Origin of the sequence: Sphingobacterium sp. UBA6317 (assembly GCF_002440385.1) — a bacterium.
Taxonomy (GTDB): domain Bacteria; phylum Bacteroidota; class Bacteroidia; order Sphingobacteriales; family Sphingobacteriaceae; genus Sphingobacterium; species Sphingobacterium multivorum.
In genome coordinates, this window is the sequence record NZ_DJTD01000033.1 from 1 (window position 1) to 23,388 (window position 23,388).

Genomic DNA, 23,388 nt, shown 5'->3' on the forward strand with positions numbered 1-23,388 from the left:
TCGTTTAAGTACTTCCGTATTTACATGTACAGGCTATTGCATATCCTCCGCCTAGTGGTTATCGCAGCACAGGACCGTCGGTGAGCCTGCTCCATCGGAAGCTGTTCCGAAACCGCCGCTAGCCTGCAACATTATTATTGGACAATCGTTTGCATTCCATAATTCCTTTTTTACTTCGATTTACTATTGTATTATTGTTATGTTAATTTAATGCATTATAAATCATACGCATGAAGATATCTTTTTGGAGCACAAAAGCACAAGTCAGTTTACTGATGGGATTGGCTTCTCCTTTTATTTTTCAACCCTCTCGAGTTGACGCTAAAGTAAGTACGATCAATTATTATAATACAATGGGTCGCGATCACGGAAACCGTATTATCACGATTCAGAAAATTAATCCGACAACAGTCGAGATTGTATACGATAATGGTCAACGTCTTACTTTAGATTTCTACGGTAATCATATTTTTAGGATGTTCCAGGATGTTCATGGCGGTATAATCCGTGATCCCGAAGCAAAACCCGAAGCAAAAATATTGGTAGAGCAACCTCGGAAAACAGTCACTGGGCTTGAGGTAAAGGATGGAGGTAATAAGGTCAGCATCTCCACCAACGATATTCTTTTTTCAATGGATAAACAGACTTCACAGTTTAGTATCCTTAATCGTAAAACCAATAAGATTGTAGTTGAAAGCTTAAAGCCGGTCGTTTTTGAGGACAAACAAGTAAGCCTTGAATTAAAGGAAAATGCGGATGAGTACTTTTTTGGTGGTGGCGTTCAAAATGGACGTTTTTCACATAAGGGAAAAGTAATTGCTATCGAAAATCAGAACAGCTGGACCGATGGCGGTGTTGCCTCTCCAACCCCTTATTACTGGTCAACCAAAGGGTATGGTTTTATGTGGCATACTTTTAAGAAGGGAAGTTACGCCTTTGGAGCCAAAACCGCTGGCACAGTCAAATTGGCCCACGATACGGATTATCTGGATGTCTTTTTTATGGTTGGTGACGGTATTGTGCCTTTGCTCAACGATTTCTACCAATTGACGGGTAACCCAATTCTTCTACCAAAATTTGGTTTGTACGAAGGACATCTTAATGCTTATAACCGCGATTTTTGGAAAGAAGATGAAAAGGGAATTCTTTTTGAAGATGGCAAACGCTATAAAGAAAGCCAAAAGGACAATGGCGGAATCAAAGAATCGCTGAATGGCGAGAAAAACAATTATCAATTTTCGGCTCGCGCAGTCATAGACCGTTATAAAGCCCATGACATGCCTTTGGGTTGGATTCTTCCCAATGATGGTTACGGTGCTGGATATGGTCAAACGGCATCTTTAGATGGAAATATCCAAAACCTGAAAGAGTTCGGCGATTATGCACGTAAGAATGGTGTGGAAATCGGTTTATGGACACAGTCTGATCTCCATCCCAAAGACAGCATCAGTGCATTACTGCAACGTGATATAGTAAAAGAGGTTCGGGATGCGGGGGTGAGAGTCCTAAAGACGGATGTGGCCTGGGTGGGCCCAGGATACTCCTTTGGTCTCAACGGGGTAGCTGATGTAGGGCATACCATGCCTTACTATGGCAACGACGCTCGTCCATTTATTATTTCATTGGATGGTTGGGCAGGTACGCAGCGCTATGCGGGTATCTGGTCGGGTGACCAAACTGGAGGTGTATGGGAGTATATTCGATTCCACATACCAACATATATAGGCTCGGGACTTTCGGGCCAGCCCAACATTACCTCTGACATGGACGGGATCTTTGGTGGTAAAAACTTCAAGGTCAATATCCGTGATTTTCAATGGAAGACTTGGACACCCATGGAACTCAATATGGATGGCTGGGGCTCGAACGAGAAATACCCTCATGCTTTGGGCGAGCCAGCTACTTCGATCAATCGTCTGTATCTGAAATTGAAATCTCAATTGGTTCCCTACAGCTATAGTGTGGCAAAACAAGCGGTAGATGGTCTGCCCATCATTCGCGCGATGTTTTTAGAGCAAGCAAATGCTTATACACTTGGAAAGGCAACGCAATACCAGTACCTCTATGGTCCAAATTTCCTGGTGGCACCGATTTATCAGGAAACACGTGTGGATGAGAAGGGAAATGATATACGCAATGGTATCTACCTGCCGGATGGTGAATGGATTGATTATTTTACGGGTGAAAAATACCAGGGTGGCCGTATCATCAATAACTTTAATGTGCCTATTTGGAAGCTGCCTGTTTTTGTGAAAAATGGAGCTATTATTCCGGTAACCAACCCGAATAATAATGTGCTGGAAATCAAAAAGGATCAACGTATTTATGAGGTGTATCCTTATGGGAATTCCAATTTCCTGGAATATGATGATGATGGAAAAACCGAGGCTTATCGGTATGGTAAGGGAGTAACTACATCCCTAACTTCGCAGTTAAACAATAATAAAGTTGTTTTTACGATTGCTCCAACACAGGGCGAATTTGACGGATTTGAAAAAATGAAGTCTACCGAAATTCGTTTCAACGTTACCAAAGCACCTAAGAAATTGACCGTAAAGGTCAATGGAAAAAATAATAAACTTAAAGAAGTGAACAGCTTAGATGCGTTCAATACTTCTGAAAATGTATATTTCTACGACGCACAACCAAACCTGAATCAGTTTGCAACCAAGGGATCTGAATTTGAAAAAGTACCTTTGGTGAAAAATCCGAAGTTGCTGGTACGACTAGCGAAACAGGATGTCTCATCGACTGCAATAGAAGTACAATTGGAGGGTTTCGAATATGCTCCTGTTGACAACTATCTGGCTCAGACCGGTGCTTTGACTTCGCCCAAAGCTGTTATCACAGATCAACATACACAAGCATATACCTTAACCCCAACCTGGGAAAAGGTTGCAAATGCTGATTATTATGAAATTGAATTCAATAATCTGATCTATTCGACCATCAAAGACAGTCAGTTGCTATTCGAAGGATTGGCCGCGGAAACTGATTACCAGTTTAAAATTAGAGCTGTCAATAAATCTGGTGTTTCAGATTGGAGTACATTTGCCGCAAAAACAAAGGCAAATCCATTGGAATTTGCCATCGAAGGAATCAAAGCAGAGACTTCTGTGGATAACCAAGGCGGAAATGGTATCAATAAATTGTTCAATTATGATGAGGGGGATATGTGGCATACAAAATGGGGACTGACAGCTGTTCCGTTTGATATGACTTTAGATCTAAAATCTGTTAATCAATTGGATAAGTTTGAATATCTTCCAAGAACCGATGGCGGAAATGGCATCATTTTAAAAGGAAAAGTATTCTATAGCAATGATAAGGACACCTGGACGGAAGCTGGTGGTTTTGACTGGAAACGTGATGGCGAAATGAAACGTTTTGATTTTGGAACCCATCCGGTGGCTCGATTTATCAAAATTTCAGTTTCTGAAGCTGTGGGAGGTTTTGGTTCAGGAAGAGAATTATATGTGTTTAAAGTGCCAGGTTCGTCAAGCTACTTACCGGGCGATATTAATAATGACCGATTGATCGATCATAATGACTTGACTTCCTATATTAACTACACGGGATTGCGACTGGGAGATGGAGATTTCGAAGGTTATGTCAGCAATGGTGATGTCAATAAAAATAATCTGATTGACGCTTATGATATTTCCAATGTTGCTGTTGTCATAGAAGGCGGTGCAAAACCAGCAAAAGAAGAAAAAGTAGCTGGTAAACTAAAATTGGTTCCCTCAAAAACAAGCTTGAAGTCGGGAGAAACCGTAGAGATCAGTATTAGCGGAGAGAATCTTAAAGCTGTCAATGCACTTAGTTTTGCTCTTCCTTACAATCAGGGTGATTTTGAATATGTCGGTATTGAGTCCGTACATTTAAAGGAGATGAACAATTATAGCAACGATCGTCTTCACACCAATGGAAGTAAGGCTCTGTATGCTACTTTTGTTAATCTGGGCAACAAGGAGACTTTGAATGGATCTGAAGTTTTATTTAAGATCAAATTGAAAGCAAAACGTAATGTCAATTTCAATCTGAAAGCAATAGATGGTATCTTCGTTGATAAAAAGCTGAATTCCGTTACTTTCTAAAATAAATAGCCTTAACAAAAAAGGGAGCCTCATAGGCTCCCTTTTTTTGTTAAATGATGTCTAAATAATGCACCTAATTAGTCCAATATCATACTAAGATCCATCAGCAGGATTTCAGTATCTGCTGAGGTTACTTTGAGGTTAATTTCAGCGACATCCCATATTCCAAAGCCATCTCTGCTTTCTAATTCTTTTCCTTCGACAGTAACACTACCTTTTATTACAAAAACATATACACCATTTCCTGCCTTTTTGATTCGGTATTTTGTTTGGACGTCCTTGTCAAAATGCCCCATGGAAAACCAGGCATCCTGATGGATCCATACACCCTCGTCTTCTCGATTTGGAGAAAGAATTTGCTGGAATTTATTCTGTCTTTGAGTTATATCCAATGTAATTTGATCGTATCGGGGGCTCACATTCCGTTGATTAGGGTACACCCAAATTTGAAGAAACTTGACTACCTGATCGGTGTTTTTATTATATTCACTGTGTATGATGCCTGTTCCGGCGCTCATGACCTGAATATCTCCTTTCCGGATAATGGCTTTGTTACCCATGCTGTCTTCGTGTTGCAAATCACCTTCCAAAGGAATACTGATGATTTCCATATTATCGTGCGGGTGTTTGCCAAAACCTCTTCCTTCAGCCACTATATCATCATTTAGCACCCGTAATACACCAAAGTGCATACGTTCGGGGTCGTGATAATTGGCGAAGCTAAACGTATGATTGCTATCTAACCAACCATGATTTGCATGACCGCGTGTAGCCGCCTTGTGGAGGACACTATGGTTTTCCAATTTGTCTGAATTATAGTTTACAGCTTCGGCATCCAGCGTTTCAAGCGGCTCTATCTCGTCAATATCATTCTTCAAGATATCAGCTGAAGACACTGTTGATGCAAATATCCCGGAACCCAAAAGTCCCTTTTTTATAAAGTTCTGTCTGTTCATGATCTTATTATTTAGTATCCAAAATTAGCCTATTGGCCGTCGATTTCTATTGATCTAGTTCAATAAAGAAAGAGTTTTAACGGTTTTCGGTTGTTTTTCTAGGACGCTATTGCTATATCCTGTGCTTTATTAAACGGAGAGTAAGTCTGGAAAAAGACTATAGACTTCATTTTTTAGAAGTCCACTTCCACCGCCATAATGTTTGATCAGACCAATCGGATAAGTGAGCCGCGTAAGGTGATCTGTTATTTCATGCTCTTCCTGAGGCGAGAGTCCCGAACTCAATAATAAAACATCTACAGGGACGTCAATAAGCTGTTTTTTACAGGCATCCAAATCGTATTGTATCGATGCATTCCAGTTGGGCGTGTTTTCAATGATTCTCTTGAGCGTGAGGAGAATTTCTTCATTTTTACCAAATATGAGAAAGGTTAAGATTTTCATGATGTTCTTTTTTAAGGATTTGTCCTGATGAGTGTATTGACAATGGCATTACCCTTTAAAATTTTTGAAATGGGACATTCTTCGGCAATTTGTTGCAGGCGTTCTCGGGTATCCTCTGCTAAGATTTGTCCAAAAGCTATCTCGCGATCAAAATATGTAACCACCTGTCCTTTTTCAATTTTGAGGTACATATTTGAACTGACTGAAATTTCTGGAATATCAAGCCCTTTTTTATCGATGTACATGCGTAAAGTAGCTAAGGTACAAGATACAAGCGATGAGATAAGAAGGGTGTAGGGGTCAGGCCCAAGATCTCTGCCGCCAAGTTTTTCAGGTTCATCCGTAATAAATTCACCATTCCTCCAGTGGATGCTGGTCTTATATTTCTGCTCGGCAATATGACCGATGACAGGGTTTTCCAATATATATTTCATACGGATAATTCTTTTGTTTGTAATACAACAAAAATAAGCCTGAATTGATTCATTTTCATTGATGTAGTTCAATAAATATAGTCATTCTGTCTTATGATGTTTTTTTTATAGCCGATCAAGCGGATGGATTTGTGCTAATGGATAAACATTGCCGTTTCAGAAAAAATAAGGATTGGAGTAAGTTGAATCACATAAATTTTCTTACTTTTAACAATCGAACACGCTCATTTTTTTAAGGATTTTAATTTAATATTTCGGTTATGATGAAGAGATTTTTACTTGTCGGACTTTTTGCTGGTATAACCCATTTTATGGCTTTCTCGCAATCGCACGAACTACGAGTGGGTATTACTTCCGGTGTGTCCAACTTTACGGGATCGGGAGCCGAAGCGAAGAGTATGTTGAATGGATCTACGCAGCAGGACTATTATACCAATAATCCTTACGGAAAAAAATATGGAATCAATATCGGTGGTGCTTTAAACTACCGGTATGTTTTTGCCAACAACCTGATATTAGGTTTGGAAGGCGCCTATGAACGATTGCAGACAAAGATTGATTTGGAAGGCAACGAGTTTATGAATGGAAGCTGTGGTCAAACCCGTCTCAATCAACAATTTATCAATTTTAATCCTTTTGTTGGCTATCGTGTCTTTTTTGAACCGATGACAATGGATATACAGCTGGGTATGGATATTGCCAAAACGCTGAGCATCAAAGAAAATGGTAGCATTGAAGATAAACAGGGGAATAAAACAAGTTTTGATCGTGATAGAGGCAAGGTTATCGATTTGGATCTACGCCCGCGTTTACAGTTTAATGTAAATTATGACCGTTATACCATGTTTGCCGGTTATTCATGGGGCCTAAAAGACTACCGTAGTGGAATGTTGGGCGGTGATCCTGGTGTGGCGCGATTAAATGTATTCCGTTTAGGCCTGCAGTATCAGCTATTAACCCCGATCTTCAAAAATGACTAAAGGCAGGTTAGAAGCATTCAGTGATGGCGTTTTGGCCATCATTATAACGATTATGGTACTTGAATTATAAGTACCTGAAGGATTTACTTTTGCTAGCCTTAAACCATTATATCCTAAAGTTATCTCCTATATCGTTAGTTTTGTTTACGTTGGACTGTACTGGTATAATCACCATCATCTCTTTCAAATTGTTCGAAAAGTTCTCGAAGAATTAATAAATAAAAAACATCAGGCGCTGAAAAAAATAGTTGTTTGCTATGGCCAAGAACTGTATAGGTTAGCTTTTTGTATCGTGAAAAATCAGTTTGCGCCCTTTATACATATAAAAAATAATAGACTATATATGAAAAAATTACTGCTGTCTTTGATGCTCTGTTATGCTACAATTGCTGGAGCGCAGACCGATCGTGTAAACGTCTTCTTGGGATCTTCCGGCGACCACGGCCAGCTTTCACCAGCGGCTTCTTCTCCTTTCCATCAATTGAGCATTGTGCCCTATACTAATCCGGGGACGCATACGGGCTATGAGCATCTTGCCAAGGAAATTAAAGGCTTTACACACAATCGCCTCGAGGGAGTAGGTTGTATGGGCAGTGGTGGACTGATCCTTATTAGACCATTTATAAAAAATGATACAAAGCCGCTGAATAAAATTGACGAGCACGCCCAACCTGGGTATTATGCTTTAAAAACCGCAGAGGGTATTCAAGTTGAAGTGGCTGTGAATAATGATTTTGGTCGTGAACAATATACTTTTCCCGTGGGTAGGAAAGGTTTTTTTATTGATTTGGGGCATGCTTTCAATGGCGCTTTTGTTGACAATGAATTTACACAGGAGGGTAATCTGCTATTCGGTAAAGTACGTGCGAAAACGACCTGCCATGTGGGAACATATACCATTTATTATGCGCTGGAAATTCCTACAGCGAGCGAATGGCGAAAGGAGGGGAACAAGATCTGGGTAGACCTGAAGGAGGAAAGCCTTATAGCAGACGTCAATATTGCATTTTCGGCTGTGGATCAACAGGACGCAAAAAAGACACTTGCAGAATATGATAAGCTAGATTTTTCAACGGTAAAAAAACGTGCAGCTGATCGTTGGAAAACTGCCCTGTCGGTACTGCAGGTAAAGGGCGATTCGGATAAGGTAGATTTATTCTATTCCTTGCTCTATCGCAGTTTACAATCTCCTTATGTTATCAGCGATGAGCAGGAAAATTTTAGGGGAACAGACGGGAAAATACATCGTTCCAAAGAAATACGTTATCATGGATGGGCAATTTGGGACAATTATAAAACACAACTACCGCTTTTGGAGCTGATAGATACTGAAATGTATCAGGGCGTTGTCTCCTCGATTGCAGACCTGTACCGTTATGGGAAATTTGACTTTGCAGGAGCTCATGAACCAGCAAATTCGGTCCGGACAGAACATGCCGCTGTCGTTCTTTTGGATGCGGTCAAGAAAGGATATCGGGTCGATATTGATGGAATAAAAGATTCGTTAATACATGATACCCTGCGCTATGATTTTAAGAAACCGGACAAGTACCTTGAAGCATGTTATGATATGTGGGCAATGTCCAAGCTTTTTCCGCAGAACAGCAAAATCTATCTGGAGCGAGCAAAATCATATCAGGCAATTTGGAATAAAGATTTCAAAGATCTGACCAAACGAGATGTCGACCGTATGTCGGCACGGGATATGTATCAGGGAACAATTAGGCAATATCGTTGGAATGTACCTTTTGATGTTATGGGATTAAGAAAGCTAGCAGGTGGTGAAGAAAATTTTACACAGCAACTGGATGAGTTTTATGACGGTTATTATTTCAATAGGGCGAATGAACCGGATATGCAATCGCTGACCTTATATAATGCGAGTAAAACCCCTTGGCGCTATCAGGAGTGGATACATCGAATTGCATTGGACACCATCATACAATATTACTTTAATGACAACAGCCGTGGAATCGGAGCACATATCGACCGGATCTATAAAAATGAGCCTAAAGCCTTTGTAAGAACCATGGACGACGATGCTGGTGCTATGTCGAGCTGGTGGGTGCTATCTGCGATCGGATTGCAACAACCTTTGGTCGGGGAACCTGTTTTTTATATCAGCGTGCCATTTTTTGATCAAATCAGATTGGAAAATAAAGAGAATCCACTGACCATTGAGGTGCCGAATCGAAGCGACAAAACGCGTTATATCAAATCGATTAGGTTGAATGGAAAAGATCTGAAGAGGTTATGGATCACACATGAAGAGCTTAGAAAGGGAGGGACGCTACAGATTGAATCGTCGGAAACGCCAACTGATTATGGAAGGGATGATCCTTGGATAAGTCACATAGAAAACAAATAAACATGAGTTGATCAGAGATTGTAGACTAAATTCGCGTTTTTTACTACTTGGAGATTTAAAAGTACTGGCCAAAGAGATTGGAAAATCGATGACCAGTTAATTTGCTCCTGAATGAAATGGCCCCATGCTAAAATAATGCAGTTATAAAATTTTCGATAAAAACTACGAAACTCAATAGTTGTTAATATCAAAGTACGATTGATCAGAGAGTCAGCGTTATTTGGCTACTTTTATTTGAGGTATTGAATCTGCGATTGGAGAGATCAAGACTGTATTTTCAAGGTGTAAATTTCTATATACTTTTGGGGTCAGACCTATATGGTTTTTAAAAAATTTGTTTAAATGGCTTTCATCGGTAAAACCAAATTCATATACGATCTGCGATAGTGAAACGGTCGGAACAGTTAATCGAGTTTGAATTAAGTTTATGCGGTATTCGTTGACATAATTTCGATAACTTATACCAAACTTTTTTTTGAAATAATCACTGAAATAACTATTTGCAATAGAGAAGTGAGCGGCGATGTTTTTAATCTGAATAATTGACGGTTGGTAGATATGTTGATGTATGAAGGAAATGAGCTCTTCTTTACCGGGCTGACCATTGTCAATTCTTATATGAAGTTTAGCAGCAGCTTCGCTAATTAAGACTAAGATAGATCGTATCTGATAAAATATGAGCGCTGAACGAGAGATATCCTTCGAAAATTTGTACAATACTATATTCTCAACAATATTTCGAAGTATAGCATTGGGAGGTTCATCTATTTTTAATTTCACTTCCTTTAATAACTTATTCTTCATTATTCGGACAGGTTCATATAAATTGAAATTATCTACTGTATGCTGTGAGTGTTCTGACAGATATGCGTCTGTGAACTTTATAAATGTGAAGTGAGTACTTTTGTTTATCTCAAAATAATGTTCGTCTTCTGGACTTATTATAAACAGATCTCCTTCCCCATATTGAAACCTATTATTGTTCAGTAAATGAATGCCACTACCTTTGTGGATATAAACCAGTTCATAATAAGTATGGCTATGAAGGGGTAAATGAAAAGTCTTTTCTTCATAATCATGAATAACGAGTTGATCAAACTGTATTTTCTTCATTTTAAAAAGTGCTTACGATAAAAATACAAAAAATACCTTTAAATATACCTGGGCGTGGCGCCGGTAATATGCAATCTTTGTAATAGAAGATTTATCATTTTGTATCAATTACTTTATTTCACATTTATGCAAGATAACATTGATTTTTTGCCTTTTATTACGGGCTCTTTTGCCAAACCAGCTTCTGAGATCCAACTGTAATGATGATTGAAGCAGCTTATAGATATCACAGTATCAACGCTCGTTATCTGAATTGCAAGGTTGAGCCTATGCATCTGGCAGATGCTATCAAAGGAGCAAAAGCCATGGGATGGATTGGTTTCAATTGTTCTATTCCACACAAAATAGCGGTCGTTCCATATCTTGATGAATTAGGAGGCTCTGCACGATTGATAGGTGCGGTTAATACTGTAGTTAGAAGGGGGAACCTTTGGATAGGTGAGAATACAGATGGAAAAGGATTTTTAAAAGCGCTAGAAATTATTGAAGATCCTAAGGACAAGTGTATTACAATATTTGGTGCTGGAGGCGCTGCTCGCGCAATTGCAGTTGAATTGGCGTTAGCGGGAGCCCATACAATTATTATTGTAAATAGGGACAAATCTAAAGGTGAAGAACTTGCCGATCTGATAAATAGTAATACTAAAACTAACGCGTTATTTAACTGTTGGGAAGGAAGGTATAAGATAAAATTATCAACGAATATTTTGATCAATGCAACTAGTGTAGGGCTGTTTCCCAATGTGGATCAAAAACTCGATATTGAATTTGATCTTATCGGAAAGGAGATGATTATCGCAGATGTTATACCCAATCCCCCAGATACTCATTTTATAAGAACCGCTCGAGAAAAGGGATGTAGCGTTTTAAATGGTCTTAGTATGCTCGTTAATCAAGGCAGAATAGCAATTAAATATTGGATGGATATGGACGTCGAGCCTTCTGTTATGCATTCAGCGTTGGCCAATGTTTTAAAAATACACTAATGATCAAATTTAAACGTGTAGAGCATATACTCATAAGTGTTCCTTTAGGCGGGCTAGCTTCAGCGCAAAGGTTTTATGCTGAGATATTGCGTTTGAATCAAATCCTTGGTAATCATCCCAGGGGGGCTATTTGGTTTGAAATCGGAGATATCCAGCTTCATATTCGTGAAGAAAAGTACCATCAAACAAATTCTGATATACATCCTGCGTTTGAAGTTTTCGACTTATCCCATGCTAAATTATTTTTGAAGAATCAGAATATAATCGTAAAATACTCGTCCAAGATAGATGGTCGAGAACGATTTTTTTTTCGAGATCCATTCGGAAATAGGTTTGAATTGATCGAATATCTAAGGTGCTAATATAGTGTAAACTTTACAGAAAAGGTATTATTTCCACATCGTAGGTACCATCTGATTTCTTGTGGTGTTCATAAACTTTTGCGCTGACGGTTGCTATAGTTTTTTCTTTAGCAGGTGAAAAATCCCGTTAGATATCTTTTTACGTGAAGTTCAATAAAAAACTATGCAAAACAGGCTGAAATGGTGTGATTCTCCTAGACCTTTACATCGTCGGAAAACGATGCGTAGAAACGAAAAAAGTCGCTTTTCTATATAGAAAAGCGACTTTTTTGTTCTGTGCTCCCACCTGGGCTCGAACCAGGGACCAAAAGATTATGAGTCTTTTCGTCGGTACCTCATTACCTGATGCAAAAACGTTCTTTCTGATTTGCTAAGGCAATTTATATAATATTTTTCACTTATCGAAATTGCGGGCTGTTACACTATCGTTACATATTTTGTTATGAAAATGATATTTAAATAAATTTTTGATATGAAGATAGATTCAACTTTGAATGGTGTAGAAAGGAGTTAGAAAAGGAATTTAAACTGATTAGTTATTTAAAATATTATATTTAAAACGTCTTGAAATTGAATTAGATATCCATTTGGAATTTGAATCTCACGCTGTAATGAAACCAGATTATCTATTAACAAAAGAGACCTTGTTGTGTGGGATTGAAACTTAGCAACTCAATCAGGCAGATGATAGAATTCCTGTCAAGAATTGTGTTCAAAATTTTCACGTTTGAGGAGTTGAATGGAAAAAGCTATATCAGGTATAGCTAAAAGACTGCTTATGTCCAGATAACCAAAGGTTTATTTATCTATATTGATAGCACATTAGATATATAGCCAATGTATTTGTTTGCTTAGTGTATAAAATCAATCTAAGTATACTGTCCAGTATACTAAAAAGAGGCTAACGATTTTATTAAGCCAAAAGAGTATCCCCGAAGGATACTCTAAACCCCATTTAAGACAAATGGAGCAAGAAAAGTAGGGCTGTGTCCAACTTCTGCTCGCTCAGATGTATCGTTTTATTATAGGTTTACACATTGTGTCGTACTTTATAGGTTTAATTTTTTTCTTACGATTTTTTTTGGTTGAGATGCAGCATTGCTGCTCAGTGATATATATTTGCTGTAATATTAATTATATTTTGCTATATGTGGTAAATAATCTAGTTTAATACATCCCTACACTATTGTGTAGTATTTTGTTTTTCTTATGGTTAAAAAGGTATAAAATTTTATATTAGTGATATGCAAGGTATTAAGATGCTTGCTGTATTAATCCAATGGTTTATTAATTAAATTTAAATTAAATGAAAACAAAATTTTTTATGATTGGCCTTTTCGCTTTACCGCTAGGATTGGTAGCATTTAGGCCTGCAACTCTTTCCAACTCTGAAGATCTAGCCGCAGTTCAAAGAGTGAGTTATGAAGCCGTGCAGGGCAAAAATACTTTATATGCGGAAGCTGGATTTGTTGCAAAAAAAGGAACAATAACTAAAAGTGCAGAAACCTCAACAGTATCGTCTGAAACAGTGGTTGCATCGTTTGCAACTTTGAATACAGACAATGTGTCTCTTGATGAGTTCATTAAAAGCCATGAATAATTGATCATTTCCTTCCTCCGTATGGGGGAAGGATATTCACAATAAGAATGAAAGAAAAACTGATTAACAATAGAAAAAACCTATTTTTTTTGTTTACAATATTTCATTTTACCATCGTAGTATTCTCTACATTCCTTGGAGGGTATTCAACTGCCAAAGAATACTTTCATGAAAGGACTGTATCTAAGGAAGATTCCTTAGAACCGGATTTAATTCAGAAAACTGTAAGAAGTTTTTTAAATACTCCCGGAATAACTCCTTACGCTATAATAGCAGGAATTGATGCCGGATACGGCTTTTTTGCACCAAATGTAGCTAGCAGCTATATTATAGAATGTGCAATAAAAAATAGAACGGGAGAAATTATATCACGGCAGTATACTCCCAACTTATCTACACAAGAAGCTAGAAATAGATATGAGACTCTGGTATCCGACTTTCAGGAAAGAATGAAAGCACTTGAAAAAGCAAATGAGAAAACTCTTTATACACGTTATTTGGATATTGTACTGAAGAAAATTGGTCAGAATATCTATGATCAATCTTCTGTCGCAGATAAATCTAACGGGACCGTTACTTTATACTTATATAAATACCCTAATTTGAACGACTATATTGCCGGAAATAGAAAGCCTGTATTAATTAGTTTAGTAGCCTTCGATATTAACTAAAAAGAGTTTTAGAATGTATGCATAAAATATCAGTATATTTTGACAAAATTAGATCGTCATTTTTTAAATACCGCGGCGAGGATGAAAATTTCTTTTTTGTTTACAGGCTTGGCATAGGTTTCTTTAGTCTATTCCATTTTCTAGCATGTTTAAAAGACTTTGAGAGACTTTATATAACGAACGATATCATCTCCCAGGACGCGATGAGAATCCAAAAGCCTTGGTTTATACCTAACATAAATGAGGTTCTGCGATTTCTCGGTGAAATTACTTCTGCGCCAGAGAAGTCATTATTGATTGTCTTTATTTCTCTTTATATTATTTTCTGTATTACATTGGCAATTGGTTTTCGAACCAGACTATCTGCCATAGGATTAGTCATTTTACATTTAATTATTGTCAAAGGTTCTCCAATATTTAGCTACGGTGTTGATTATTTTACAACAATTAGCCTATTTTATTGTGCAATTTTTCCTCTTGGTCATGGAAAGGGAATTGATAAAGCAACTATTTATAAGGATAAGGCGTTCGTCAATCCCAGTCCATACAGAAGAATTTTACAGATCCATATGTGCATAGTTTACTTTGCCGGAGGTATAGAAAAAATTATTGGAGAAGACTGGAGAAATGGAGAATCATTCTGGAAATCCGTGCATCTACCTGGTTTTACAGGTCTGATCAAGATAGACTATGGATTTATGGCTTCGTTTCCAATCACAGCAATACTAGCCTGATGGTTTGTAGTCATTCTGGAACTATTTTACCCAGTATTTATATGGAAAAAATCTTGGCGAGGCTATGTACTAGTGCTAATAAGTCTAATGCATGTTGGTATATTACTAAGTTTAGGACTGTATTTTTTCTCAATCTTAATGATCATTTTAAATTTAACTGCGTTCTTAAATTTGAGTTCTGACAAAAGTAAAAAATGAATCCAATCTTTTCTTATGATTATCTTTTTCCAATTATTAGCATTTTCTTAATATTGGCTATCGGAGGTAAAGGACTATTTAAAGGAGGTATCAAGCATGCTCAGCAATATACGTTTTACAAAATTGATATTTATGTTTTCATATTTTTAGCCTTTTATATCTTAAATAAGTATTTTCTTTCAGCTGTCAGCTTTGTCATTGCGGATTATTTCAGAATTCTAGCTATTTCTACTTTTTATATAATTCTAAGATTATTTATATGTGGGAATGAAGGTCGAAAAAAAAATCTTATTGTGGTATTTGCACTTTTAGGGATATACGAGGCCTTTGTTGCACTATTACAAGTTGTAGAAGGAGGCACAATGGTTGGAAGCTTTGGAAATAGAGCTGTTCTAGCAAATTTTTTTGCAGCTATTTTACCCTTTTTATATTGGACACTTGTTACCCGGGTAAGAAGTAAGGGTTGGTCAATCATCACTATTCCAATCGCCTTATCTATTTTCTTGATCTTGTATTTAGTTTTTTTTCATTCATTTTCAAGAACCGCTATTTTATCGATTCTAATTACTTCAATAGTAGCATTGTGCATTGAATACAAAAGCTTATGGACGATATGCTTTAGGAAAAAGAATTTGCCGGCTTTTTTATTTGGTATAGGATGCTTATGTTTTATATTGGTTACTTTATTACTCTCAAAAAAGGATTCCACTAATGGTCGGTGGTTTGTTATTTGCAGGGAAATAGAATTGCTTAAACAGAACTTTATCACTGGGATCGGGTTTGGTAATTTTGAAAGAGTATATAATCAGTATCAGGCAGAGTACTTTTCCCAACATAATATTGCTACCGAGAAATATCTGGCTTCCTATATCAACGTAAATTATAATGAAATATTAGATTTTCTGCTTCAGGGTGGAATATTCGGTTTTGTACTTTTATCGATTATTACTGTTAAGATATTTAACCTATGCAGAAATTCGGATAAAAATAATTTGGTTTTTGTTTATTCCATAATTTCGTTGACAATACTGGGAACTTTTTCTTATCCCTCTGAAACATTGGTCATTGTATGCATTTTTATTTTTAGTCTTTCAGAGTTAGGCTCATTAAAGAATGAACAGGTTAGATCCATAACATTACCTAAACCACTCGTTTTTTTATTAGTATCTGGAATTTCAATCTTCATCATAGCGGGAATATTGAGCCGGTATAACAACATTCTGCGATGGCATGTAATAAAAACGAAGAGTGCAAGTGTACAGAGTTCTAATGCGGATATTTCAAATGCATATAAGGATATCGCTAAAAAACTATCAAATGATCCCGTGGTATTAATCGACTATGGTAAATATCTGATGAAAAATTCCCAATACACAGAAGCTATCGGCGTATTAAAAGAAGCCAGCCTGTACTCTAGCAACCATACCATTTTCATGTATTTGGGAGAAAGTTATGAAAAACTTGGGGATCATTCACTTGCTATAAGATATTACAAATATGCCTCTGTTTTAATACCGAATTTATTTTACCCAAAATACCGTTTGATGAATATTTATAAAAATAATGGGATGAACCAGGATTGCTTACGTACGGCGATGGAAATAACCCAACAGCCGATTAAAGTAGAATCACGGGTCGTACGGGAGATAAAAAGTGCTGCAATTGAAGTTCAAAATATGTTACAAAGAAAACCTTTAAAATGAAAATAAAGTTTTTGGTTTTAGCTCTATGCTTAACATTCTCAGGTGTTGCTCAGACCCGTCTAAATATTTATACCACAGATAAGGACAGCAAAAAATTGCAAAATATTACTATACGAATTAAAGGAGAACGTTTCACGCATGAAATAAAGAGTGATGAAACAGGAAATGCTGAGATCTTCTTACCAAAATCTGGGAAATATTTACTTTCTGCAATTTCTGTAGGTTTTAATAATACTGATACAATCGTTTTAGCAAGCCAGCCTGAACAGAGTATTGAGATGAAATTGTCCAAAATAAATATCAATATTGATACGGTTAGTATTGTTGGGACGAAAAGATTTATGCAAATAAAAAAGGGAAGTATTATAATAGATCCTGAGAATAACCCAATGATGAATTCAAGTAACTTATGGGAAATGTTAAAGCAGGTGCCGACTGTTCAAACAACAGAATCCGGCATGCTAACTGTGAGAACTCAGGTGGCTACTGTGTATATTGATGGAAGAAGAGTTTATATGGGAGGTTCAGAGCTCATGGAATATTTAAGATCGACCCCATCAAATGATGTAGATAGGATCGAAGTTATTGCAAATCCCAATAGTACTTTCCCATCCGATGTTGCAACTGTGATCAATATAAAGTCAAAAAAGCTTAAAACGGACGGCTATAGGGCTACAGTTGGCAACAGTTTAATCAAGGCAAGATATTTTAGCAATATTGCTTCCGCACGAGTGGATTTTAAAAAGTATTTATTTTCTGGCCAGATAGGATCTAATTTCGAAGATGGGAAAAAATATGAAAAATCCGATATTACTACCCAGTATAAGGATGATATGATATGGGATGTAATGCAGAATTCTGACAATAAAACAAAAGGACAAAAATATTATTTGAATCTTGGATATGATATAAATAAAAATAATAAGCTTACACTCTACTCTGAATTGAAGTTCAACAAGAATGGGCTGGCTATTAATTCGGACAACGGAGATCCCTCTGCCGATAGGTTACTTGCTGGAGACTCCATTTTTATTTTTAAATCCATGGGAAATGGAAAGAATAGATCATTCTTCGTTCAGGGAACATATGACCTATCTTGGGATACAACGAATCAAAGCTTAAAAATTCAATTGGAATACGGTCGGAATAGAAATAAACTTTTAAATATTCGATCTATAAATACGGTTATTTCAGATAATAAGGCGAAGGAAAGTTTATATCAAGATTCCCTTCCTAATGGGCTTAATACCTTCGTGGCAAATACCACATATTCAAAAAAAATATTGGGTGGAAATATGATAACCGGTGTTAGATTATTTTATAATAGTTTAACTAATGAGAGTAAAACTACTGAATTAAACCGAAATTCTGCTTTTGTTGCCGATCTTTCAAAGTCTTCGTTTAAATATACTGAACATACATATACACTATATTCGGAATGGGAAGCTGAATTAAATAAGTTTTATTATCGCGTGGGGATAAAGTTGGAAAATAACCGTATACAGTCTAACGAGCGATTAAAGAATCTTCAAACAAAGATAAACTGGTTTAATATTCTACCATCATTATTGATTCAATGGGATTTGAATGAAAAAAATGTTTGGAACTTGAGTTATAAAAATACTTTTACTCGGCCTGATTATTATCAATTAAACCCCTTTGAAAGATTTACGGATAATTCTGCAGTGAATTTTAAAGGTAACCAAAACATCAAACCTCAAAATAACCATACAATAGATGTTTCATGGACAAATAATGGAGTATTATCGGCTTCTGTTGGGGGCCAATATTTGAAAAACTTTATTAGTACAATAATTTTAGCTAATGAAAATGGGAACCTTTATCAGCAGTTTGACAATTTTACTGCCTATATATATTATGGAAATGTAAATTTAAACTTATCTCCTAAAAAATGGTGGCGATTGCTCGGGACAGGCAACATTACTTATGCTTATGGGGATTATAGAAATGTGAAAAGAAAATCGTCGTCCCCTCTTTTCGATTGTCGGATTACGAACTCTTTCATTATAAAAAATGGTTGGGTTTTTCAAATTGCCCAGACTTACTACAGCTCAATGAGTGACGGTTATTTTAAAAGTGAAAGCTACAATAATACAAGTTTAGCCTTACAGAAAAAATTCACTAAACCTGGAATAACTATAACCGGTACATTTAGTGACCTTTTTAGAAATGAAATAGATAGGACATCAGTACTTTATAATAGCCTTATTTATAGAACGCGTAAATATAATGATACAAGATTTTTCAGGCTTAGTGTTTCTTGGAATTTAGCTATGCAAAAAATAAAGACCGCAGAAAGAAAAGAGTCGGAAAGCGAAGATGCAATTAACAGATTAAAACAGAAATAGAATGAGAAAACTTAAACTAATTTTAATATCGGCTTTTTTGACAAGCTGTTTATATTCCTGTAGAATATATAGTTCAGGGCATACACAACTGGCGTCGTCTGAAAAGTTCGAGGTTTCCTCTTTAAATTCAAAGGCTAAAGTAAAACTGGAGAACTTTTCGACAAAGAATTTATTTATCGTTAAGAATTCACATAAATTTATATTACCACCTGAGAGCAAAAAAAACATGAAACTGGTTAAGGGTGATACAATCGAGCTGTTTCATAATAATAAGGAACCAGTAGAATGCCAGCTTCGTTGTATAATGCTCTTTAGGAATAGGGTAGATGTAAAAAGAACAAAAATTAATAATTAAGGTTTGTGAAGATGTTAAGAAATTATATACTCTGGTTATTACAATTTATCTTTGTAAGCTGTACAAGCAGCGTTACCTCAACAAAGTCTAATATTCCAAAAGAAATTCAAGGCGATAGACGACTGGAAAGCTATTATACGTTCATCGATACAAATATGTCAGGATTATTTCATTTGTCGGAGAACGGTGACGTAAAAAAAGATAGTGGGAACGTTTCTGAGGAAATCATTCTCAAGAATATTAAGCTAGCCTATCAATCATCGAAAGATCTTTTAGATCAAAGAATTATTTCGGAAAGTGTTTTTAAAGAATTTGTATTGCCTTATAGACTAAACGATTCACCTATACATGATTGGAGGAGCTATATTTGGAATATTCAAAAGAGACGGAAGATTGATGGAATTAACTCAATTAGGACTTTGATAGACAGTTGTAATTCTATTAATAACAAACTTAAAATCGGGTTTAAATTCGATTTAAAGAATACTTATGAAGATACATTAACCATAAATAAGATCCTAGATAATAAATCTGGTTCCTGCGTTACAATGGCAAATTATGCGGGGTACGTTTTTAGGGCGTTAGGAATACCTGTCGCTATTGATTTTACACCGGCTTGGGGCAATACTCCGGGAGGACACGTTTGGAATGCTTTAATAACTTCGGACAGCTCAAGTATACCATTTCTTGGGGCTGAAGCTAATATTGGAGGGTATGAGCCTTTCTATCTTTTTAAAATGGGAGATGATAGTATAAAATCTACGTATAAACTACCGGGAAAAATATATAGGCGAACATATTCGGTACAAAAAGGGACTTCGTATTATAAATTTGATAATCAAAGAAACTTTTTACCGATGACTGTAAATTCCCGGATGATCGATGTGACAGATCAATATTTTAAAGTATCCGATATTATTTTGCCATTAAACAGGATAAAAGGAAACCCAAATTTACTATACATAAGTAATTATAATAACGGAAAGTTTGTTCCGGTGATGGCAGTGGAAAGAAGTAAGAGTTATATCTTTTCAAAGATGAATAGAAACTTGTTATATTATGTTTCCACGTATCAAGAAAACAAAGATAACACCAACGAATTTCCATTGTTTTTAGATGAGTCTGGGCATTCTATTTTTCTATACGCTAATTTTGCACGAAGAATAAGTATTACACTTGATAGAACGCAGTCCCCAGAGGCTGATCAAATGGATGTATTGCAAAATGGTTGGGAGGTAGAAGAATGTACTCGGATAGCGAATGGAAAAATAAATTCCCCACCGATCCCAGGGAAGGAATATAAATTATATTTTTGGGATAAGAAATGGGTTCTAGGAGATAAAAAACTTGTAGGCCCAAGCGGCAGTCTTATATTTGATAATATTCCAACCGGTACAATGTATCTGCTATGCGAAAAGGAACCAACAGAAAAAGAACGCCCATTCATTCTGTATAAAGATAAAATAAAATGGGTTTGATCACATAATTGTAGATTAGGTTTAAAAGGTCGTAGGTAGCATACTAAGGTTATTCTTACGTTGCCTAAAAATTTTCATTTAATAATTTATAATAGATTTGGGAAAATATGATGCCATTGTTGTAGGTTCTGGACCAAATGGTCTTGCGGCAGGTATTACACTCCAGCGAAGCGGATTATCAACGCTAATTATTGAAGGTTCAGATTCAATAGGTGGTGGTTTGCGTACCAAGGAACTTACATTGAATGGATTCAAACATGACGTTTGTTCAGCAATACATCCAATGGCTATTGCATCGCCATTTTTTAAATCCCTACCATTGATGGATTATGGTCTAGAATTTACCTATGCAACGTATCCTTTGTCCCATCCAATGGATAATAATCCTACAGTAACACTTTATGATGATCTGAAAAAAACCATAGATTGTTTAGAGGGAAAAGATGGACAAAATTTTGGTCGATTGGTTGAGAAAATTATAGATCATTGGGAAGATTACGCAGAAGCGATTTTAGCTCCATTAACTTTTCGATCTAATTTTCTAAAATACTCGGGCTTCGGCCTAGATGCTATTCAGCCTGCAACGTGGACCGCAAAGAGATTTTCGAATTTGCGCACTAAAGCTTTGTGGGCCGGTCTTGCTGCTCATAGTATTCAACCTTTATCAAACTTTGGAACGTCTGCAATAGCAATTATTTTGTCTGCCATTGCTAGTAAATCAGGATGGCCGATTCCCGTAGGTGGATCTAAATCCATTGCTGATGCTATGGTAAATTACTTTAAACATCTAGGCGGGGAAATACAGACCGATATTTGGATTGAAGATGTAAACGACCTTCCAAATCATAAACTATTATTTTTAGATTTGACACCACGGCAAATATTGCGGATAAAAGGATTAAATTTTTCAATAGGCTATCAATCACGCTTAAAAAATTTCAGGTACGGAATGGGAATATTTAAAATGGATTGGGCCCTGTCTGAGAAGACTCCTTTTAAAGACAATAGTTGCAATCAATCTGCAACTGTACATTTAGGAAATACATTCGAAGAGATTGTTGCGAATGAATATAATACTTTTCGAGGGAAAAAAGTCGAAAAACCATTCGTCTTATTTTCCCAACAAAGCACATTTGATAAAACTAGGGCACCAGCCGATCGACATATTGGATGGGCCTATTGTCATGTGCCTCATGGATCCGAAATAGATTATAGCGAAGAAATTGAGAACCAAATTGAACGGTTCGCGCCAGGATTTAAAGATACAATTTTAGCCCGCCATATTATGCGGCCGAAAGAACTTGAAGAATATAATCCTAATTATGTTGGAGGAGATATCAATGGAGGAATTATGGATTTACGTCAGCTGGTTGCGAGACCCGTTCTGGGCTCCAAACCTTACCGTACATCTTTAAAGAATGTCTATATATGTTCATCTTCGACACCTCCAGGCGGCGGAGTACATGGTATGTGCGGATTTCATGCGGCCATATGTGCTTTACAGGATCATTTAGGGTTTGAATAAGCTTCATACACATTTTATCATGTATTTAGGTCGTATTTTAATAATAATTGGATGATAGATATAGAAAATTTATACATTTTTCTATATCTTAGTACTATAAGCGCTTGCAGCTAAAACGTATGTCAAACCAGTGAGTTATTCGATGAGTAGGGAAATAGAAGGTTTGTAAATTACTGATAAATAGATTAATGCAATTAGGGTTCGATTCCCCTACGGGCTTTGCCCAATATTATGAAGGATTTTGGGGGATCATTTTATGAGAACTACAGCTGTTCATGGTGAAGCATCTCCTGCATTTATTCTACTTAAAGGGAATATTAAAACTTTTCCGCAATAAAATTCTGTTACTATTGCCTTAACTATATTATCGTCTGTTGATATCCTTACTTCATCGAAACCATGGAATGTTAAGATCGTATCTAGTACCCATTGAAACGACGGCTAATCAATAAACTTTTTAGCCATAAAGGCGCAATACGGGCCGGAAGTTGTTAAAAAAGCATTAGACAAATGGTATACGGTGGAAATTAATGAATATGAAGATTTTGCTCAACAATATCCTGTTTATAAAGAATTAACGAGCAGGATCATAAAATAAAAGCTATCGCTGCGTGGTGTGATTTAATGAAAATTCAAGTACCCTTACTTTTTTATAAATGATTATGAAATGCCTGATTCCTAATGGGGCAATGAGCTGAATAATATTCTTTAAAAAACAGGAAAAAAGCTGGGCGGACGCATCTACGGTCTTCTTACTAAGTATATGTTTCTCTAAAAAAATCTTCGATCAATGTCCCGGAGGAAGTGGACATTATAAACTTAGATTAAAAAAATGAAAAAGATAAGTCATATGTGTCCTAAATAAATTTTAGGATTGGATTTCTGTGGTACAAGCATAGCTTTTTTCATCATTTCGATATTGACCCCTATTTTTCAATCTGCGAAGATCTTTAGCTGTCCCTTTTTTCCTTTTATAGGCGGCCTGAGAAAGGGATGCATATTCCGGTGATGTTGA

Annotated in this window: 16 protein-coding genes and 1 pseudogene; 13 read left to right on the top strand and 4 right to left on the bottom strand. The window is 36.5% G+C overall.

The window, feature by feature from the left end; all coding sequences use genetic code 11:
- Nucleotides 1-230: 230 nt before the first annotated feature.
- Nucleotides 231-4,097, top strand: coding sequence for a TIM-barrel domain-containing protein (locus B3E92_RS10045; protein ID WP_286833722.1), 3,867 nt, complete (start codon nt 231-233; stop codon nt 4,095-4,097).
- Between the two features lie 77 nt (nt 4,098-4,174).
- Here B3E92_RS10045 and B3E92_RS10050 read toward each other — a convergent pair whose 3' ends face one another.
- From B3E92_RS10050 to B3E92_RS10060, 3 genes are all read right to left on the bottom strand, one after another.
- Nucleotides 4,175-5,053 (bottom strand): pirin family protein, encoded by an 879-nt coding sequence (locus tag B3E92_RS10050; RefSeq protein ID WP_070563786.1) that lies wholly within the window; start codon nt 5,051-5,053, stop codon nt 4,175-4,177.
- A 129-nt stretch (nt 5,054-5,182) separates the two neighbouring features.
- Nucleotides 5,183-5,497, bottom strand: coding sequence for a hypothetical protein (locus B3E92_RS10055; protein ID WP_070563783.1), 315 nt, complete (start codon nt 5,495-5,497; stop codon nt 5,183-5,185).
- An 11-nt stretch (nt 5,498-5,508) separates the two neighbouring features.
- Nucleotides 5,509-5,931 (bottom strand): OsmC family protein, encoded by a 423-nt coding sequence (locus B3E92_RS10060; protein ID WP_070563780.1) that lies wholly within the window; start codon nt 5,929-5,931, stop codon nt 5,509-5,511.
- A 260-nt stretch (nt 5,932-6,191) separates the two neighbouring features.
- Here B3E92_RS10060 and B3E92_RS10065 point away from each other — a divergent pair, with 260 nt between their 5' ends.
- The 3 genes and pseudogenes from B3E92_RS10065 to B3E92_RS10075 all read left to right on the top strand — a co-directional run bounded on the left by B3E92_RS10065 (nt 6,192) and on the right by B3E92_RS10075 (nt 9,279).
- The gene (locus B3E92_RS10065; protein WP_286833720.1) at nt 6,192-6,911 is read left to right on the top strand and encodes an outer membrane beta-barrel protein; all 720 of its coding nucleotides are present in this window, start codon (nt 6,192-6,194) and stop codon (nt 6,909-6,911) included.
- Nucleotides 6,904-7,116 (top strand): annotated as a pseudogene (locus tag B3E92_RS10070) (TMEM175 family protein); the annotation flags it as partial. The gene B3E92_RS10065 and the pseudogene B3E92_RS10070, both read left to right, overlap by 8 nt.
- Nucleotides 7,117-7,254: 138 nt before the next feature.
- Complete coding sequence (locus B3E92_RS10075) at nt 7,255-9,279, top strand: glycoside hydrolase domain-containing protein (RefSeq protein WP_286833726.1); 2,025 nt, start codon at nt 7,255-7,257, stop codon at nt 9,277-9,279.
- Nucleotides 9,280-9,495: 216 nt separating this feature from the next.
- Here B3E92_RS10075 and B3E92_RS10080 read toward each other — a convergent pair whose 3' ends face one another.
- The gene (locus B3E92_RS10080; protein ID WP_286833719.1) at nt 9,496-10,392 is read right to left on the bottom strand and encodes a helix-turn-helix domain-containing protein; all 897 of its coding nucleotides are present in this window, start codon (nt 10,390-10,392) and stop codon (nt 9,496-9,498) included.
- A gap of 200 nt (nt 10,393-10,592) precedes the next feature.
- Here B3E92_RS10080 and aroE point away from each other — a divergent pair, with 200 nt between their 5' ends.
- The 9 genes from aroE (at nt 10,593) to B3E92_RS10125 (ending at nt 22,373) form a co-directional block, all read left to right on the top strand.
- Complete coding sequence (gene aroE, locus B3E92_RS10085) at nt 10,593-11,378, top strand: shikimate dehydrogenase (RefSeq protein ID WP_286833717.1); 786 nt, start codon at nt 10,593-10,595, stop codon at nt 11,376-11,378.
- Nucleotides 11,378-11,740 carry a phage portal protein gene (locus B3E92_RS10090; RefSeq protein WP_070563767.1) on the top strand — a complete coding sequence of 121 codons (363 nt, stop codon included), beginning with the start codon at nt 11,378-11,380 and terminating at the stop codon, nt 11,738-11,740. Before aroE ends, B3E92_RS10090 begins: the two co-directional genes overlap by 1 nt.
- A gap of 1,306 nt (nt 11,741-13,046) precedes the next feature.
- A complete protein-coding gene (locus B3E92_RS10095) occupies nt 13,047-13,340 on the top strand; it encodes a hypothetical protein (protein WP_165305214.1) in 294 nt (97 codons plus the stop codon).
- 47 nt (nt 13,341-13,387) lie between these two features.
- Nucleotides 13,388-14,011, top strand: a complete 624-nt coding sequence (locus B3E92_RS10100; protein ID WP_070562441.1) for a hypothetical protein — start codon at nt 13,388-13,390, stop codon at nt 14,009-14,011.
- A gap of 17 nt (nt 14,012-14,028) precedes the next feature.
- Nucleotides 14,029-14,745, top strand: coding sequence for a hypothetical protein (locus B3E92_RS10105; RefSeq protein WP_286896534.1), 717 nt, complete (start codon nt 14,029-14,031; stop codon nt 14,743-14,745).
- Nucleotides 14,746-14,939: 194 nt separating this feature from the next.
- Nucleotides 14,940-16,646 carry an O-antigen ligase family protein gene (locus B3E92_RS10110; protein WP_070562436.1) on the top strand — a complete coding sequence of 569 codons (1,707 nt, stop codon included), beginning with the start codon at nt 14,940-14,942 and terminating at the stop codon, nt 16,644-16,646.
- A complete protein-coding gene (locus B3E92_RS10115; protein ID WP_286896538.1) occupies nt 16,643-19,015 on the top strand; it encodes an outer membrane beta-barrel protein in 2,373 nt (790 codons plus the stop codon). The genes B3E92_RS10110 and B3E92_RS10115 overlap by 4 nt, the downstream gene beginning before the upstream one ends.
- Before the next feature lie 366 nt (nt 19,016-19,381).
- Nucleotides 19,382-20,848, top strand: a complete 1,467-nt coding sequence (locus B3E92_RS10120) for a transglutaminase domain-containing protein (RefSeq protein WP_286896539.1) — start codon at nt 19,382-19,384, stop codon at nt 20,846-20,848.
- A 97-nt stretch (nt 20,849-20,945) separates the two neighbouring features.
- Nucleotides 20,946-22,373: an NAD(P)/FAD-dependent oxidoreductase gene (locus B3E92_RS10125; protein WP_313372648.1), complete on the top strand. Its 1,428-nt coding sequence runs from the start codon at nt 20,946-20,948 to the stop codon at nt 22,371-22,373.
- The last annotated feature ends 1,015 nt before the right edge of the window (nt 22,374-23,388 follow it).

Bases quoted from the DNA above. Each gene is read 5' to 3' on its own strand.
- B3E92_RS10080 (WP_286833719.1), bottom strand. From the start codon at position 10,392: ATGAAGAAAATACAGTTTGATCAACTCGTTATTCATGATTATGAAGAA.
- B3E92_RS10060 (WP_070563780.1), bottom strand. From the start codon at position 5,931: ATGAAATATATATTGGAAAACCCTGTCATCGGTCATATTGCCGAGCAG.
- B3E92_RS10075 (WP_286833726.1), top strand. From the start codon at position 7,255: ATGAAAAAATTACTGCTGTCTTTGATGCTCTGTTATGCTACAATTGCT.
- B3E92_RS10090 (WP_070563767.1), top strand. From the start codon at position 11,378: ATGATCAAATTTAAACGTGTAGAGCATATACTCATAAGTGTTCCTTTA.
- B3E92_RS10105 (WP_286896534.1), top strand. From the start codon at position 14,029: ATGCATAAAATATCAGTATATTTTGACAAAATTAGATCGTCATTTTTT.
- B3E92_RS10100 (WP_070562441.1), top strand. From the start codon at position 13,388: ATGAAAGAAAAACTGATTAACAATAGAAAAAACCTATTTTTTTTGTTT.
- B3E92_RS10095 (WP_165305214.1), top strand. From the start codon at position 13,047: ATGAAAACAAAATTTTTTATGATTGGCCTTTTCGCTTTACCGCTAGGA.
- B3E92_RS10115 (WP_286896538.1), top strand. From the start codon at position 16,643: ATGAAAATAAAGTTTTTGGTTTTAGCTCTATGCTTAACATTCTCAGGT.
- B3E92_RS10050 (WP_070563786.1), bottom strand. From the start codon at position 5,053: ATGAACAGACAGAACTTTATAAAAAAGGGACTTTTGGGTTCCGGGATA.
- B3E92_RS10065 (WP_286833720.1), top strand. From the start codon at position 6,192: ATGATGAAGAGATTTTTACTTGTCGGACTTTTTGCTGGTATAACCCAT.
- aroE (WP_286833717.1), top strand. From the start codon at position 10,593: ATGATGATTGAAGCAGCTTATAGATATCACAGTATCAACGCTCGTTAT.
- B3E92_RS10110 (WP_070562436.1), top strand. From the start codon at position 14,940: ATGAATCCAATCTTTTCTTATGATTATCTTTTTCCAATTATTAGCATT.
- B3E92_RS10045 (WP_286833722.1), top strand. From the start codon at position 231: ATGAAGATATCTTTTTGGAGCACAAAAGCACAAGTCAGTTTACTGATG.
- B3E92_RS10120 (WP_286896539.1), top strand. From the start codon at position 19,382: ATGTTAAGAAATTATATACTCTGGTTATTACAATTTATCTTTGTAAGC.
- B3E92_RS10055 (WP_070563783.1), bottom strand. From the start codon at position 5,497: ATGAAAATCTTAACCTTTCTCATATTTGGTAAAAATGAAGAAATTCTC.